This is a genomic window from Enterococcus phoeniculicola ATCC BAA-412, from assembly GCF_000407505.1.
Taxonomy (GTDB): domain Bacteria; phylum Bacillota; class Bacilli; order Lactobacillales; family Enterococcaceae; genus Enterococcus_K; species Enterococcus_K phoeniculicola.
This window is the reverse complement of record NZ_ASWE01000003.1, coordinates 322,430-338,123: the sequence shown is the minus strand read 5'-3', so window position 1 is coordinate 338,123 and position 15,694 is coordinate 322,430. Positions and strand designations below refer to the sequence as shown.

The following is a 15,694-nucleotide window of genomic DNA, read 5'->3' as shown; positions in this document are numbered from 1 at the left end:
AAAAATAAAAAATTGATGACTATCAAGTTTTCTTATTTAGTTTACAGAGTACCCTAACAATCGCATAGCATTCAAAATAACAACTACTATACTTCCCTCATGAACCAGCATTCCTATAGTCATGTTCATCCATTGACTAAATAATAAGCCTCCAAGCAAAAAAAGAACCACTCCCACTGCAATCACAATATTTTCTTTTCTATTTTTTGCTGTCGCCCGACTCAACCCTAAGGCATGAGGTAAACGAGTAAAGTCTGAATTCATCAACACAACATCTGAGGTTTCTATAGCAATATCTGTCCCATTTCCCATCGCAATCCCAATATCAGCAATTGCCAAGGATGGACTATCATTTACGCCGTCTCCAACAAAAGCAACCTGTTGTCCATTTTTTTGCAGCCTCTCAATGAACTGTGCCTTTTCCTCAGGAAGCATGTTCCCATGTGCCTGGGTCAACTCCAGCTCTTGGGCAATCAAATCCACCGTTCCCTGATTATCCCCTGAAAGTACGATTAGATTTTTTATCCTCATTTTTTTCAATTTTTTTAAATTCTCTTTTACGCCTGGACGAATAGTGTCTCTAATTCCCATTAATAACTTTACTTCATTGTCGATTGCTGTAACTACGATAGAATCACCCTTTTCTTCAAAATCTTTCATCTGTCGTTTCATCTGTTCTGTTAGATTTACTTGATGGTACTTCATTAAAAATTCATTTCCTACAAGTACCTGTTGTCCATTTATCTCTGAACGAATCCCGCCTCCTTTTATAACTTCCGTATGAGTTATCTTTTGCTTTGGCGTTTTCCCAATAAAAGCAACGATTGCCTTTGCCAAAGGATGGTCTGATTCTTGTTCAATGCTAGCTAAATAGCTGTATGCTTTCTCTTCTTCTCCATAGCAAATTTGTTCAGCTACTTCTGGATTTCCCTTAGTTAAGGTTCCTGTCTTATCAAAAACAATTGTATCTACTCTACTAAACTGTGTGACAACCTCACTGCCTTTCAATAAAATTCCATTTCTTGCGCCATTTCCAATCCCTGAAACATTTGAAACAGGAACACCAATCACTAATGCTCCTGGACAGCCTAATACTAAAATTGTAATAGCAAGAGACAAATTCCGTGAAACAACAAAAACAAAAGCACCTAATAGAAGGACTAGCGGTGTGTAATACTTGGAGAAACGATCGATGAATCGCTCTGTTTCAGACTTTGAATCTTGCGCTTCTTCAACCAGCTCAATAATTTTTCCAAAGGTTGTCTCTTCTCCAATTTTGTTTGCTTGAATAGTAACTGTCCCATTTTCTAAAATAGTTCCTGCAAATACCGTATCTCCAATCGTTTTTGATAAAGAAATAGCTTCTCCTGTGATGCTTGCTTCATTTACATGACCCACTCCGCTTAGAACAGTTCCATCAACAGGAATTTTGGCACCTGTTTTTACAAGCAAGTAATCACCCTTTTCCACCTCATCTATGCCAATTTCTTTAAACGTACCATTTGATAGCTGGAGAACTGCGCTCTCTGGTACCATTTCAGTTAGCTCCTTAATCGCTGAACGCGTCTTTGTTAGCGTTCGCTGCTCCAAAAATGCACCAAACAAAAATAAAAATGTGACCATTGCCGCTTCTTCATAATTTTGAATGAAAAACGCACCAATAACTGCTATACTCACCAACAATTCAATGCTAATTACGTGGACTCGAAGTGCTTGACCTGCCTGTATAAGAATTGGCAAAACGCCTATGGCAGATGCTAAAATGAGTGCCCCCATAACTACATACGTATTTTTCAACAAAAAATGTCCCATCAATGCAAGAAAAAGAAATCCTCCATTTAAAAAAGTTATCTGATTTTTTTTACTTACTACAAATCGCTGCATAAACTTTACCGCCTTCCTTTTACGTTTGCAGTATAACAATTGCCTAAACAAAAAAACTTGATCATAGTCAAGTTTGAGAAATATTTTTAAGCTTATCAAAAAATAACAACTATCTTAATAGATTATTCTTGTTTATTTTTTATTAGATAACTAGTTTCCCTTTTTCTGATACATTGATTTTGTATCTAGTTGATCCCTTTTTCTTAAAAAAATCAGTTATACTAAAAAAATACGCTGTTTTAATATTTCAAATTTTTTTCATAAATCTAATTTCTTCTTTTATGCTATACTATTATAAATAACAATTATTAAGAAGGAGGGGGATTAGGATGGAGTCTGTCTTTAACCAAATTCAAAATCATTACGACGAACTTTCCAGTACGGAACAACTTGTCATTGATTTCATTTTAAAATACGATGACGTTCCTAATTTAAAATTAAAAATCATTCAAGAAAACTTACATATTTCTGCACCAACTATTATACGTGCCATAAAGAAACTACAATACCAATCCTTTACTGAATTTAAGTATGCATTAATCAATAATCGTTCTTTAGACGCAAAAACTTCTTCTGAACAAACCTTTGAAGGAATGATTCATCTCACTACCTTAGACTTTGCTCGCACCATTGAAATGATGGATAAGAATACTTTGTTGAATATTGCCACCATTATTCTTGAAAGCAGAAGAATTTTTTGTGTTGGAATTGGTTCAAGTGCAAGTGTCGTGAATTCGTTAAACCGAAAATTAAAAAATATCGGTCTATGGTCAAATGATTATACCGAAGTTTTCCCTATCCGCGACATTCCTGATGTTGCAACCAAACAAGATTGTCTACTTTTATTTTCACTCAGTGGAAACGAAAAACAAATTGTAGATGTTGTTTCGGAATGCAAAGTCCAAGGCGCAAAAATTATTTCTATTACTGGATTTTCAAGTAATCCCTTAGCTACTCTAAGTGATATTTCATTATTGGTTCACCAATCTATTCAAAAAAGAAAAAAACTTCGTTCGCGCTTAATGCTTAGTGTTGCAAGTGAAATTATTTTTGAAACCGTTCTATTAGTAAAAGAAGCAACTAACGAAAACACTCTGTAAGTACTGCTTTTCCCCTCTCCTTCATTTCAAAGCGACTCTATCAATTTTAAAGAATCTGGACTTCATTTATAAAAATAGTCAGATTCTTTTTTGCATTTGTTTCAATTAAATAATTCCATTTGAATATTGAAACATCATTAAGAGCTCCTTATAATTCATTTTTTAATACAAAAAAAACATACAAGTTATATATATTAATGGTATAATCGCTCGTGTAAAGAAAGCATTTTCAAAAAAACGATAATGAATGGAGAAACTCTAATGAATCCTAACCCCTACAATATTAAATTAGTTGCTGCAGACATGGATGGAACCTTTGTACGAGGTGATTATACTTATGACATTCCAAGATTCAAAGCTGCTTTATCCAGAATGAAAAAAGTGGGCTGTCAATTTGTTGCTGCTAGTGGAAATCAGTATGAACAATTGCGTTCTCACTTTCCTGACTATCATAATGAATTGAGTTTTGTTGCTGAAAATGGTGCTCTCGTAAAAGATAAAGATCAGCTTGTGTTTGCAGGTGATATTTCAAGAGAAGCGATTCTATCCGTTCTTGAATTTTGTAAGGATTACCCTGAAGTGAAAAATGTCATGTGTGGCTTAAAGAGTGCCTACTGTGAGCATGGAAAAATGAGTGAAGAATTTTTTGACTCAACAAGTGTCTATTATCGTAAAATAAGATGGGTGGATGACTTTGAGCAGGTAGAAGATCAGATTTTAAAATTTGCAACCACTGTTCCAGTAAAACAAACAGAGAAATTTTATGAATTATTTCAGGATAAACTAGATGGTGCCTTAACTCCTACCAGTAGTGGGCATGGCTCAGTTGACTTAATTATTCCAGATTGCCATAAAGCCTCTGGTTTAGAAAGACTGGTTCAGAGATGGGGAATTACACCTGCACAATGTGTGGCTTTTGGTGATGGCGGGAATGACCTTGAAATGTTGAAGTATTGTGGTAGGGGCTATGCCATGGAAAATGCACCAGACAACGTTAAGGACGCAGCAGACTATATCTGCCCTTCAAATAATCAGGATGGAGTACTTGTAACGTTGGATGAATTATTTCCAATCGTCTAGTAGATGGATTAAAAATAATGATGTTCGAGGGTGGGGTATAACTTAATTAGTTATGTCCCACCTTCTCATCTATGAGCTGATTTTACTTCTTTACTACTCTCAGTTTTCCATACACTCTTTAAACGTTTGAAGGTCATGCATAACCGTTTTTTTCAATAATTCTTCAATCACATCTGGTCTGTTTTTTATTTCATTTGTTTCTATCAAGCTTGCTACCATTCCTGTTATCCTTGAAAGTAAAAAGGTACTCCCCGCTTCACTTACTCTATCTGTTTGTGACTCAAGACTTTCTTTCAATAAACGATGGAAAAAAGTTTCTGCCTGAAGGCGTATCTCTTTTTGATCTAAAAATAAAGCAAGATAGAGTTCGGGATGCTCTTGAATAAATTTGGTATAATTTTGTAAAAAGGAAGAAATTGTCTTATTCTCTTTAAAGTAATTTGTTCGTATCAAAGAAAAGATGTAGTCTCTCACCTCATCTCGCAATTCTGTCATATTATCAAACACCAGATATATAGGCTGAGTAGATATTGCCCCTTCTTTTGCTACAGCTCGTGCAGTCAAGCCTCTAAATCCAACCTGTTCGACTACTCGGCACCCACTCTTTAAAAGTTTTTGTCTATCTGATTTCATCGGTATCTTTTTTCACCTCGATTCCTTTGTCCCTATTTTCATCCCTTTTTTATTGATTCAACGAAAAATAATTTCATCGCTTTTTATTTATTTTATCGATTTCTTCTCTTAAATGACTGACTCTCCGTGTATTTTCCTCATTTTCATACCAACCTTCAAGATACGTAATTTGAAGTAATTCTGTCCACAACTTCTCTTTTTTTCTTTTTAATTGTTCATCTAATTCCTGACTGGGTGAAATTAACTCAGCTGCTAATAAAAAATAGTTCCATGAACCAAATCGGCGTAATGCTGTGCTCCCCCATGAAAAATCTCGTGTTTTTGGAAGTCTCTGATGTTCTTTGTAAAAAGATTGTGCCTGCTGGATAAAAAATTCATCTGTATATTTTTTCATTTGTCTTTTCCTGTCTTTCGTCTATTTCAACTACGAGAATTCACGTAATAATAATTTCGTCTATCTTTCTAAATGATTAGTAACTTCATTAAAAGCCTTTCTTGAACTTTCGACTAGCGTTCATTTGACTTCATCTTCCTACCATCTATTCTCTTATCGGCAACTTTCCTATCAGCTTATTAGAAGTGTTCAGCTCCGATAACAGGTACTGTGCATTTTTAGAAGTGGAATTACGTGATTTGCAACACCAAGTAGGTACATCTTTACATCTCCCAAATCTTTATTAAGAGTTTACGAAGTGACATTAGTTATGTCCTATCTTCATACTCATACAGTCTCGCACCAATAATTTCATCTATGGTCTCTTCTTCATTCATGTTCCAATTGCCATAGATGATTAGAAGTCCATCTTTCATATGAATTTTTAAGGTTGTATCATATTCCTCAATAGAAGGGTCAAATACAACATTTTTTTCTTGTAAGGCAAGTACTTGTTTATAAATTTTGTGGACAGTCTCTTTAGAAATATTTACTCCTGTTTCTTTATCTATTTTTGAATAAAGCTCCCAAAACCCTATAGATAAGCCAAAATATTTTTTAAAACTACTTTGTTGAAAGGGGTTTTCAGATAGTTTTTTCTTCTTGAAAATTTTCATCATACAGCTACCCTTTACACCTAAACATATTTATTTTCCGCAACGTCTTACTTAATGCGATTATTTTCTGACGCTCATTCTTTTGATTTCTTTGATTTACACACAAGCTCACTTTAAAAGTTTAATTTATAACGAAGGATAACAAGATTGTTCATTCTTATAGAAATTAGTTCACTGTTTATGTAATTTTTTTTGACTCTTTACAAGCAGTCTCCATTTGTGAGTCATTTCATCTGCTAGTTACTACTTTTAGCGATTGCTAAGCGAGTACCTCATTTTATTTCGGTTTCAAGAGTCTAGAACATTACTTAACGCACATGCACTAGACTCTTCCACCAAATAAATTTTTTTACTGCAACAGACTACTCGAACTACTTTTATCTATTTATTTTTTGATGTGCTTTCCTTGATATCTCTTTTTTGTTATCCCAAAATAACTAAAAGAGAAAAATACGAATAGTCCGCCAACCATTGAAATAACGGAGTTTACCGTCTGCATTCCTGTTTTTGGCAGGATACTTTGCTGTTTCTTTTTAGAGGAAGTGTTCCCGTCTGGTTTCCCACTATTAGATGAACCTTGCCCTACTTTTGCCGAGCTAGAGCTACTTGATTCGGTAGTCGAATCTGTACTTGGCTCGGTCGTTGAGTCGGTGTTCGGGTCTGTTGTTGGGTCTGTGCTTGGCTCGGTCGTTGCTCCTGTACTCGATTCCGTTGTTGGGTCTGTACTTGGTTCGGTCGTTGCTCCCGTACTCGATTCCGTTGTTGGGTCTGTACTTGGCTCGGTCGTTGAGTCAGTACTCGGGTCTGTTGTTGGGTCTGTACTTGGCTCGGTCGTTGAGTCGGTGCTCGGATCTGTTGTTGGGTCTGTACTTGGCTCGGTCGTGCTTGGTTCTGTTGTAGGTTGGGTAGAATCTTCTTTGCGTATATACGTATCTGGAATGGTTCCATCGTAATTTTCTAAAAAAAGTATACTCGAAGCATAACTATTCTCTGTGTTCACACCCACCCATTGATCTGCATAGCCCTCTACCTTATTAGGCAGTCCACTATCCGTAAAGTTTCCACTATTCGTAAAGATAGAGTGCGTCCCCAATGTGAGCTTCACTAAAGGAGTATTAGAAAAAATCCATGAACAATCCGAGTTAACGGTATCAAAGCTACTCACATCTAATTCTTTTAAACTAGCCATTTCTCGGAACATGAAACTCATTTTCCTCACACTCGCCGTATTCCAGCTGCTTACATCCAACTGTGCCAAATTCGTCATCTTACTAAACATATAGCTTGTGTCTTCTACCTTAGATGTATCAAAATTTGAAAGATCCAATTGGGTCAAGCTACTGGCTCCTTCAAACATAGCGTACATTGTTAGCACATTTTGAGTGTTCCACTGAGTCAAATCTACAGTTGTCAAGGACGAAGTGCCACTAAACATCAACCGCATATCTTCTACTTGGCTTGTGTCCCAGTTACTTACATTCAAAACTTGTAACGAACTGGTATTCGCAAACATGGAACTCATATTTTTTACAGCTTGTGTATTCCAATTTCCTAAATTCAAGGTTGTTAAGTTTGTAGCTCCCGCAAATAATAACGTCATTGTTTTTACAGCTGACGTATCCCAGTTATCCACGGCTAATTGGGTCAGGCTTTTTGCGCCAAGAAACATGCCCTTCATACTAGTGACAGCCGATGTATCCCATTGACTCACGTCTAAATTTTGTAAATTTCTTGCCCCATAAAACATATTCTCCATCGTTGTTACAGAAGAAACATTCCAGCTACTGACATCGAGTGTCTCTGCACTGCTGGCATTATAAAACATGCGCGACATATTTGTAACGTTGCTTGTATTCCACTTCCCCATACTAGTTGTAGTTAAACTACTAGCATCCATAAACATTTGTCCCATGTTTTGAACAGTTGACGTATCCCATTGATCTGTTAATAGGGTGGTTAAACTACTAGCTTTCGAAAACATGGAAAACATGGTCGTGACTTTAGAGGTATCCCATCGACTCAAATCTAAAGAGGTAAGGCTGCTTGCTCTGGTAAACATTTGTGTCATGTTCGTTACATTGGAGGTATTCCACTGACTTAAGTCTAGCGTTTTTAAATGAGTCATTCCTAAAAACATGGAATTCATCGATGTCACTTTTCCCGTATCCCAGTGACTCACATCTAGTTCAGTCAGTCCGCTTGTATCAAAAAACATCCCTGTCATATTCGTCACTTGACTTGTGTTGAGTTGATTGGCGTTCATTTTTGTAAGTTCAGGCATTTCATCGAATAATCGTTGAGCCGAACCACTTAAATAAACCATTCCTGTAAAATGAATTTCTTTAATTTTATCTTTCAGTGTCCCATCCCATGGTTTTTGTGCTGTATTTAGGTCAACTGTCCCTCCAGAAATGGAAAGAACACCTGCATCATCTAACTGCCATGTCGTTGTTCCCCATGTTCCGGTTATCTCTGCCTCTGCCCGCTGAATCGCTGGTGTAGAACTTTCTGTAGATGATTCTGTAGGTACTATGGATTGTTGTGTTTCCTCCAGTGTTGTCTCCTCAGATTCTATTATTGCACTCGAATCAGGGATAGAATCAGGAAGACTACTGCTGGCGGTTCCCTCTTCCGTTTGACTACTATTCGTTGAATCTTGTTTGTCTTCAGATGTTTCTTCTACTCCTGAACTTGATTCCAGTATGGACTCACTTGTATTCATTTGTTCTACAGTCTTCGTTTCTTCCGTTGGTGCTGCCTCTTGTGAGACAGCATAAACGGTTTGAATCGTTCCAAGAGCTGGCGTAACGCCTAAAAGAATCATTGCTGACAGCGAGATCCGTTTAAATAAGGTTCTTTTCATATCTTCGCTCCTTTTTTCGTCAACTTTTTTCCCTATTTTCTTTGACGATTTCTACGAACAAGAGCTCCTCCAGCCAAGGCTAATCCAACAACACCTGAAAGACCAATGATGCCATTTGTTTTTTGTTCGCCAGTCGCAGGGAGCGTTTTACGTTTTTGTGTCATTTCTTTTTTCGTTCCTTGCAGTTCTTTTGTTGGTTCTACAGGGTTTTTAGTCGTTGACTTCTCGGGTGTCTTTCCTGAATCCTTTGCTTCTTCATCCGGTACTACAGCAGTTGGTTCATTAACCGTCAAGGTCATGGTTTTTTCTGCTAACAGTTTTCCGTCAAGATCTGTCAGATAGTAACGAATCTGATGGCTGCCGGCCTCCAATAGTTTATTTGAGTTTCCATCTACTTGAATGGGTTCGCCAATGACTTCAAACCCACTAATATAATCCCCTTCATAGCTGAACGTTGCCCAGTCCAGAATCATTTCTTCGGTTAATTTGTCCCCTACTGTCATCACTTTATCTGAAACAGTAATACTTGCAGGTGTTACGCTTGGTTCGGTTGTACTTGGTTCCGTCGTACTTGGTTCCGTTGTACTTGGTTCCGTTGTACTTGGTTCGGTTGTGCTTGGTTCCGTTGTACTTGGTTCGGTTGTGCTTGGTTCCGTCGTACTTGGTTCTGTCGTACTTGGTTCCGTTGTACTTGGTTCCGTCGTGCTTGGTTCTGTCGTACTTGGTTCCGTTGTGCTTGGTTCCGTTGTGCTTGGTTCCGTTGTGCTTGGTTCCGTTGTACTTGGTTCCGTTGTTTCATCCACTACATACATCACCGTTAACGTTTTATCTAATTCACTAATTTTAATTTCAGTCGTTGGATTTGAAATCCATGCATCCGTTAACCGATAGCCCGCAAAAGATTTTAGTACCACAGGAAGCGTGTCGCCAACAGTTAAGGTTCCTGCAGCGTAGGTCACTTTATCTAAAATTTCGCCAGTATCCCTCACTGTATATTCAATAATAATCGTTCCAGAAGTAGTAGCTGCAGCAGCAGTTGTAGCAGCATAGCCTTGTGTTTGACTAGGGAAACTGGTTAGACAGATGGCCCCTAATAAAGAGAGTGCAGCCATTAATTTTATACTTTTTTTCATATTTATTACTCCTAACTTATTCACATTTTTTTATCGTTTTTTTGTTCTTTTTTTCCACGAAGAAAGTTGCTTAAAACCAAGGGACATTCTACGTTGGGGTTTGCCCTCCGCTCCTTCAAGAGGAGGGATTCGTTTCTTCTTGTTCGTTACTTTCAAAAAGTTCATCGACAGTTCTTTGTAATCCATCATATAATTCGGATACAGTCTGACGAGATTGTGTGAGTTCAGCTGAAATTTTCTTTGCTTGCCCTGTGAGTGCTTCCGCTTCTTGTTTGGCAGAATAAATCAGCTGTTCGGCTTCAACCTTGCCTTCTTCTATAAACTGACTCGCTTGCTTTTTGGCAGCAATGAGGATTTCTCCAATACCTTGCTTTGCTTGATTTAATTCTTCCGTCAATGAGACATTGAGTGCCGTCAATTCAGTTACTTGGCTCTTTAATTGCAGCACTTCTTCCTCATAGTTTCCATCGGCTCCCTGCTCCTGAAATAACCACTTGGTTTCTTGTTCATGAAGCAGCTTTTCTTGGTGAACAACTTGGTCCTGCTCTTTTTTCAGTTGACTCTCCAACTGATGGAGTGTTCCCTGCATCGTTTCATGTGCTTCTTGCTTTTCAGCAAGCTCTTTTTCTTTTTGTTCTAGTAATTGATTTTTTTCTTCCAACGCAGATTGTGCATCAGACAATTCCTGTAACACTTGGTCGAGGGTATGAGCCAGACTTTCTTGTCTTTCTTCTGTCACTTCCATTTGGGAGGATAAAAAAGGAAGTGTTTTTTTGACTTCTTTGTATGCTTTCTGTGCCTCGTTTAATTCGTTTGAAAGCTGTGCTTCCCGTTTTTTATAGCGGTGTGTCTTTTCTTCTAGTAATCGATTTTCTTCTTTTAGTTTTGTCAACTTTTCTTCGTACTCTCGTTGCGTCTGTGCCAAGGTATCTAATGAAATCGTTGGCGTATTTTTCGCCTCTTCTTTCATTCTTTGGACTTCCCTACGCAACTTTTTCAGCTCACGTTCAAGAACTTGTCGTTCCAACTGGCTTTCTGATAGATGAGTACTGTCTACTTTTTCTTCCCCATTAATTACTATCCCTTTTTTCACCTTTTCTTTTGACTTTTTTTTAGGTGCCCCTTGCGGTGTATTCTCAACAAAATGTTCATCAGGTAATTCATTGATCTCCTCTAGGATATTTTTGGTGAAAAACCATCCATCACGTTTCTTTCCTCCCATGTTTTCGGCCTTCTTTCATCGATTATTGTGCATCAGATACCAAAACAAATGCTTCCGTATCTTTACGCGAATACTGCCACTGTCCGATTGGCTGTATCTTTTCATCTGTAAGCGCAACGGTTTGAAAGTGAATCGTTTTCACTTCTCCCACCTTAACGAAATCTTTGATAATCTTAGACGTCACGTCTTTCATATTCAATGCTTCTCGCTCTTCATTTTGAATAGACAGATCAATCTGATTAGCCGCACGATCAACACTTAGAACAACCGTTGATAGCCCAAGGTAGGGAGCGAGTTTTTGAGCAAGCTGCTGTTCCATTTCTCCTTGAAGTTTTCGATTATCTTTTGTTGAAAGCAATGCTTTCCATTGTTTTGTTTCGATACTCAGTCCTTTTTCAGGATAGGCCATTACCGGTAGCTGCTGAATGAATTGTTTTTGTTCCGTCTTCAAACGTAATACTTCCTCATTTACCTGAATCAATTGATTCGTAAGGGTATGATTTTTTTGTTGAAGAGTTAATGTAAAATAAAACAGGAAAAAGAGGAAACAAGTCATTCCTATTCCCCAAGCGAACAAGCTCTGTACGTGTTTTTCCTGTTCTCTTTGTTTAATAAAAAGCAGCTTCTTTCTCGCAACCGCAGAGGAGACCTTCTCTGACGCTAATCGTTTCAGCTGATAATTAATGTATACTCGATAGACCAAAATCCCTGTCAAGAGGACGAGAAAAATACCCCCAATCCATGAAAAAACAACCATCATTCTCCCACCTACTCTCTATTTTTCCTTACAAGCTCCATTTAGTTCTTCAATAGAACTGTTCCTTCTATATCAGAAGACGTTACCCAGCCAAATACTCGACTATCCTTTGACACCTCTAAATGGTCTCCTAATACAAAGTAACAATCCTCTGGAATGGCGGATAAGTTTTTCCACTCATTTGCTTGTCTCTCTGCTATATCTAGGCTATACGTCGTCAGAAACTTCCCCGTCCCATCTAAATCAAAAACCATCCGTGTCCCTTGGATAAAAAAAGCATCTCCAGGTACGCCAATGACTCGTTTCACAAACTGTTCCTTTTCTAAGGAAAAAGAAATCAGCGAATAACGTTGCGGGACAGTCTGCTTGGATACTAAGACTATTTCGCCACTGTTAAGGGCGGGTTCCATGGACGTTCCCTCGATTGGATGAATCCTATACAACTGCATGAGGGTTTGTCGGAAAAAAATCCCTACAATCAATAGAAATAAACAAAAACTGAGAAGCTTCCAGAACCATTGACCTTCGGAAGACTGTTTTTTTCGCTTTCGTTTCTGATAGGTCTTTGTTGTTTCTGATGCCATTATTTCCCTCACTCCCTTTTGTTCATCACTACCATTTACGGATATGGCGAGTCGCAGAGATCAACGACCGCCCCAGTGGCTGACTGTCTATAGTCAGCCTTCTTCGCTCTCAATTACAAGGCTTCCTTTTGCCAACTGCGCAACTTTCACCTGTAATTCATCATAGATTTTGGTGACGCTTTGACGAGATTCATCCACTTCCAACGCAATTTTTTTTGCACGATTGCTGATGGTATCCAAAGTTAATTCTGCTGAATGAATCATCTGTTTTGCTTCAATTTCTGCCTCTTGAATGGTCCGGCTTGCTTGTTTCTTCGCCGAAATAAGGACCTCGCCAATTTCTCGCTGCGATTGGTCTACTTCTTTTTTTAATTCCTCGTTTAACGTCATCAATTCATTGATTTGACGTTTCGTTTGGATGAGTTCTTCGTTTTCATTACTTGTCAGTGGTTGAATGGTCCCTGCTTTTTTTGCCTCTTCTAACGCCGTTTCCTTTTCAGCAGCCCGTTTTTGCCATTCTTGGGTTTGCTTTTCTGCGTTTGATACCCGTTCTTTCACTCGTTTTAGCTCTTCATAGGCTTGGTACAAGGCATCGTTTAGTGCTTGTTTTTCTTCTTTTAGTTGACGAATCAACTGTTCATTTTCAGTAAGCGTCACAGCTTGTTCCTCCAATTATTGAAATGATTAATCACTCATGTTGAAGCATCGATTCTTCTTTCCTCTATTAACTGGAAATAGTCCTAAATAACCATTGTTTCTTATAGAGCAGAAAGTTCTATCCCCTGTTCATTCACTCGTATCCTCTTTTTATCGAATAAAATTCAAAAATAGAATCGGCATCAAAAATAAGAGAAAGAGCGGGACAATGGTCTGCATAGGTTCAGAGATAATTTTTGCCGACAACACCATACTCTTTTTTTCAAAAGAATGAACGGGATTTTTTTTAACTAATTCTCCCGTAATTTTCTGGTTTGTTTGAAGGAGTCCCAACTCCTTTATTACTTCTTTATCGGCTGTTTTTAAGGGTTGAATACTACTTAATTCTCCTTGAACTACGCGACGATAAATCGTCCCTATATCGCCTTCACATCGAAGGAGCGTGAGAAGCGCCGCAGTTCCTGACATTTCATTTTCTACATAGGAGACTTCTGTATCTTCAATGACTTTATTAATCGTCACTTTATAGGTATATATATCTTTAAAATCCGTTGTATAAATGATATCCCCTTCAGATAAGTCTTGAATCCGATGAAGAAGAACATCTTTGTCAAAAATATTATGGGCTAACAACACATAGTTCCCTTTGCCCAACTGTTGGTTTTTTCGATAAGTAGCGGCACCCGTCAACAAATTTTCATTCGCTAATCCAGCGAGAATGGGTAAATCAATGGATACCTTAGGAATCACCAGTTTTCCTATGCCCCAGTTATTGGTGGTTTGTTGAAACACCGTTTTTGCCTCCGCATAATTAGACACATTCACACTAGCAATTTGTTTTTCCTCATAATTGGCTTGACTGATTTTATCTAAATTATACTCACTGATTTCTTCTTGTTGTCCGATATTAATCAGCGGCATGTCCGTTTCTTCCTGCATATGAGCATACCCATAAATCGCGATTCCCAGAATCGTCACCATCGAGAGAAACAAAGCCACAAATAAACATTTAGTGACAAAAAACAATTGTTTTAATCGCTTGCGTCCCTTTTGGGAAACGAGGGGATCTTTGGAACGGAATCGTTTGACCTGATACCGATAGATACCCATTAAAATCAAGAAGAACAGAAGGTTGAGCGCTAACGTCAAGAGCACAACGGTTTGATAACTCCATAGATTTCGTTTTGTCACCTTTTTATTCAAGGCTTCTTCATACGGAATTCGATGCCCGGTCACCAATAAACGGTACGTATTAATTCCAGGCGGTGTACAGGTAAGTAAGGTCACCGTATCTTTTCCAGAAATGACTTTTACTTTGTCCACTTCACTAGGCAGCACTTCTTCAAATGAATCGATTTCATACGCTAGACGCTTGCCTAGAATATTGACAAAGAAAATGTCTCCTTCTACCAAATTTTTAACATCGGTAAACAATACCTGGTTTTTCACCCCGCTATGACCGGTAATCACTGAACGCGTATTTATGCCACCTACTGGAATGGAGGAAGGTTCAAAATGCCCCAAGCCTTTATCCAAGGTTTTATAGGACGTTCCATGATAAAAGGGTAGCGATTGAATGTCTAAGGCTGGGATATCCAACGTGCCCATAACTGCCCCTTCATTTGCGACAGAGCTATACACAATGGGCTCAACGGATTTCCCTTGTTGCTTTTTATAAATGTACTCATTGTATTTCTCTGCCAGAACCAGTTGTGCGTCTCGTTCTTCTTGACTCATTTTCTTTAACGTATCATCATATTGCGAGACGGCTTCACTTCGTTCCCGATTCGCCAAATAATTTCCAACAATCGGATACAGTAAAATCAACGTACCAGCAAAAATCATCAAACAAGCAAAAATCATCAGAAAGGAGTGCTTCTTTGCCTTTTTCGGTTTCTTTCCCACACGCACATCCCCCTCTTTTTTCAAGATTTTCTATTCAAGGAAAGAAAGAGAAGGAGTCTGAATCATAACTATACTAGTTATTTTCAGATCTCCTAAACTCTTCATAAACATCAGAAACAAACGATTATTTTCGTGTGTGAAGTCATTTTGTTTCCTCTTTTGTTTACTGAGTAGATTTTTTTTGTTTCATCGACAAAAATCCTAGACCACCCATAATTAAAATGACCAGACTCACATAAACAAACGGATGATAGTTTCCGATATTGCCACTGGTTTGTGGCAATCGCTCCTTACTCTTAGAGGGGGTTGGCTCGTTTGTTTTCGAAACGATACTTGACTTTGGATAGAGGTAGACTTCTGAAAGTGCCGCCTTCCCATCAGGTTGCGGCAGAGGAAGTTCTAAAATCACTGGCTCCATCACATTCTTTAAGGTATTGGCATTTCTTTCCGTCACACGGTACATCCCTTGCGCCAGACCATCGATTCTTGCCAAACCTGATTGATCCGTCACAATGGTTGTGGCAAAGGCCTCTACCCCTTCAACTACTTGAAATCCGCTCCCCTCAGATACGGGGGTCACTCGGACAATTTCATAATGAATCCCCGCAAGAGGGGCAAGGGCGTTTCCTTTCGCATCCAAAACCTTTGTTGCTTTCGAGCCATCCTGTGGAAAGTCTTTTGGCAGAGAAGTGGCGTCATCTAATTTATATTTCTGGATAGAAATGGCATACGAGTCATTCTCTGCCCCATAAGCCATGGAACCATTTCCCACCAAAAGAAAAACAAGATAGAAAATCATCAACACTGGAAATCCGTGCTTTTTCAT

14 protein-coding genes are annotated in these 15,694 nt (G+C 38.3%); 2 read left to right on the top strand and 12 right to left on the bottom strand.

The features are described from left to right. Nucleotides 1–36 precede the first annotated feature (36 nt). Entirely contained in the window at nucleotides 37–1,884 is a 1,848-nt protein-coding gene (locus tag I589_RS12280) for a heavy metal translocating P-type ATPase (protein ID WP_010768087.1), read from the bottom strand. Nucleotides 1,885–2,213: 329 nt separating this feature from the next. Between I589_RS12280 and I589_RS12275 the strand changes: the two genes are divergently transcribed. Both I589_RS12275 and I589_RS12270 read left to right on the top strand, forming a co-directional pair. Further along, nucleotides 2,214–2,984, top strand: coding sequence for a MurR/RpiR family transcriptional regulator (locus I589_RS12275; protein ID WP_010768086.1), 771 nt, complete (start codon nucleotides 2,214–2,216; stop codon nucleotides 2,982–2,984). A 261-nt stretch (nucleotides 2,985–3,245) separates the two neighbouring features. Next, nucleotides 3,246–4,064 (top strand): Cof-type HAD-IIB family hydrolase, encoded by an 819-nt coding sequence (locus I589_RS12270; protein ID WP_010768085.1) that lies wholly within the window; start codon nucleotides 3,246–3,248, stop codon nucleotides 4,062–4,064. 99 nt (nucleotides 4,065–4,163) lie between these two features. Here the strand turns inward: I589_RS12270 and I589_RS12265 are convergent, their stop codons facing one another. The 11 genes from I589_RS12265 to I589_RS12215 form a co-directional block, all read right to left on the bottom strand. Then, nucleotides 4,164–4,697: a TetR/AcrR family transcriptional regulator gene (locus I589_RS12265; RefSeq protein ID WP_010768084.1), complete on the bottom strand. Its 534-nt coding sequence runs from the start codon at nucleotides 4,695–4,697 to the stop codon at nucleotides 4,164–4,166. Nucleotides 4,698–4,770: 73 nt separating this feature from the next. Continuing rightward, entirely contained in the window at nucleotides 4,771–5,091 is a 321-nt protein-coding gene (locus tag I589_RS12260) for a homing endonuclease associated repeat-containing protein (RefSeq protein ID WP_010768083.1), read from the bottom strand. A gap of 308 nt (nucleotides 5,092–5,399) precedes the next feature. Further along, nucleotides 5,400–5,750: a hypothetical protein gene (locus tag I589_RS12255; protein WP_010768082.1), complete on the bottom strand. Its 351-nt coding sequence runs from the start codon at nucleotides 5,748–5,750 to the stop codon at nucleotides 5,400–5,402. Nucleotides 5,751–6,132: 382 nt separating this feature from the next. Next, complete coding sequence (locus tag I589_RS17915; protein ID WP_010768081.1) at nucleotides 6,133–8,610, bottom strand: BspA family leucine-rich repeat surface protein; 2,478 nt, start codon at nucleotides 8,608–8,610, stop codon at nucleotides 6,133–6,135. A gap of 32 nt (nucleotides 8,611–8,642) precedes the next feature. Further along, nucleotides 8,643–9,743, bottom strand: coding sequence for an LPXTG cell wall anchor domain-containing protein (locus I589_RS17910; RefSeq protein ID WP_010768080.1), 1,101 nt, complete (start codon nucleotides 9,741–9,743; stop codon nucleotides 8,643–8,645). 115 nt (nucleotides 9,744–9,858) lie between these two features. Next, nucleotides 9,859–10,965: a coiled-coil domain-containing protein gene (locus tag I589_RS12240; RefSeq protein WP_010768079.1), complete on the bottom strand. Its 1,107-nt coding sequence runs from the start codon at nucleotides 10,963–10,965 to the stop codon at nucleotides 9,859–9,861. 22 nt (nucleotides 10,966–10,987) lie between these two features. Continuing rightward, nucleotides 10,988–11,722, bottom strand: coding sequence for a hypothetical protein (locus tag I589_RS12235; protein ID WP_034685221.1), 735 nt, complete (start codon nucleotides 11,720–11,722; stop codon nucleotides 10,988–10,990). A gap of 41 nt (nucleotides 11,723–11,763) precedes the next feature. After that, complete coding sequence (gene lepB / locus I589_RS12230; protein WP_010768077.1) at nucleotides 11,764–12,306, bottom strand: signal peptidase I; 543 nt, start codon at nucleotides 12,304–12,306, stop codon at nucleotides 11,764–11,766. A gap of 93 nt (nucleotides 12,307–12,399) precedes the next feature. Next, nucleotides 12,400–12,963 carry a hypothetical protein gene (locus I589_RS12225; RefSeq protein WP_010768076.1) on the bottom strand — a complete coding sequence of 188 codons (564 nt, stop codon included), beginning with the start codon at nucleotides 12,961–12,963 and terminating at the stop codon, nucleotides 12,400–12,402. 150 nt (nucleotides 12,964–13,113) lie between these two features. Further along, nucleotides 13,114–14,868 (bottom strand): sortase family protein, encoded by a 1,755-nt coding sequence (locus tag I589_RS12220; RefSeq protein WP_010768075.1) that lies wholly within the window; start codon nucleotides 14,866–14,868, stop codon nucleotides 13,114–13,116. A gap of 163 nt (nucleotides 14,869–15,031) precedes the next feature. Then, nucleotides 15,032–15,694, bottom strand: a complete 663-nt coding sequence (locus I589_RS12215) for an isopeptide-forming domain-containing protein (protein ID WP_010768074.1) — start codon at nucleotides 15,692–15,694, stop codon at nucleotides 15,032–15,034.

Bases quoted from the DNA above. Each gene is read 5' to 3' on its own strand.
- I589_RS12280 (WP_010768087.1), bottom strand. From the start codon at position 1,884: ATGCAGCGATTTGTAGTAAGTAAAAAAAATCAGATAACTTTTTTAAAT.
- I589_RS12275 (WP_010768086.1), top strand. From the start codon at position 2,214: ATGGAGTCTGTCTTTAACCAAATTCAAAATCATTACGACGAACTTTCC.
- I589_RS12255 (WP_010768082.1), bottom strand. From the start codon at position 5,750: ATGATGAAAATTTTCAAGAAGAAAAAACTATCTGAAAACCCCTTTCAA.
- I589_RS12270 (WP_010768085.1), top strand. From the start codon at position 3,246: ATGAATCCTAACCCCTACAATATTAAATTAGTTGCTGCAGACATGGAT.
- I589_RS12260 (WP_010768083.1), bottom strand. From the start codon at position 5,091: ATGAAAAAATATACAGATGAATTTTTTATCCAGCAGGCACAATCTTTT.
- I589_RS17915 (WP_010768081.1), bottom strand. From the start codon at position 8,610: ATGAAAAGAACCTTATTTAAACGGATCTCGCTGTCAGCAATGATTCTT.
- lepB (WP_010768077.1), bottom strand. From the start codon at position 12,306: ATGGCATCAGAAACAACAAAGACCTATCAGAAACGAAAGCGAAAAAAA.
- I589_RS12240 (WP_010768079.1), bottom strand. From the start codon at position 10,965: ATGGGAGGAAAGAAACGTGATGGATGGTTTTTCACCAAAAATATCCTA.
- I589_RS12235 (WP_034685221.1), bottom strand. From the start codon at position 11,722: ATGGTTGTTTTTTCATGGATTGGGGGTATTTTTCTCGTCCTCTTGACA.
- I589_RS12265 (WP_010768084.1), bottom strand. From the start codon at position 4,697: ATGAAATCAGATAGACAAAAACTTTTAAAGAGTGGGTGCCGAGTAGTC.
- I589_RS17910 (WP_010768080.1), bottom strand. From the start codon at position 9,743: ATGAAAAAAAGTATAAAATTAATGGCTGCACTCTCTTTATTAGGGGCC.
- I589_RS12215 (WP_010768074.1), bottom strand. From the start codon at position 15,694: ATGAAAAAGCACGGATTTCCAGTGTTGATGATTTTCTATCTTGTTTTT.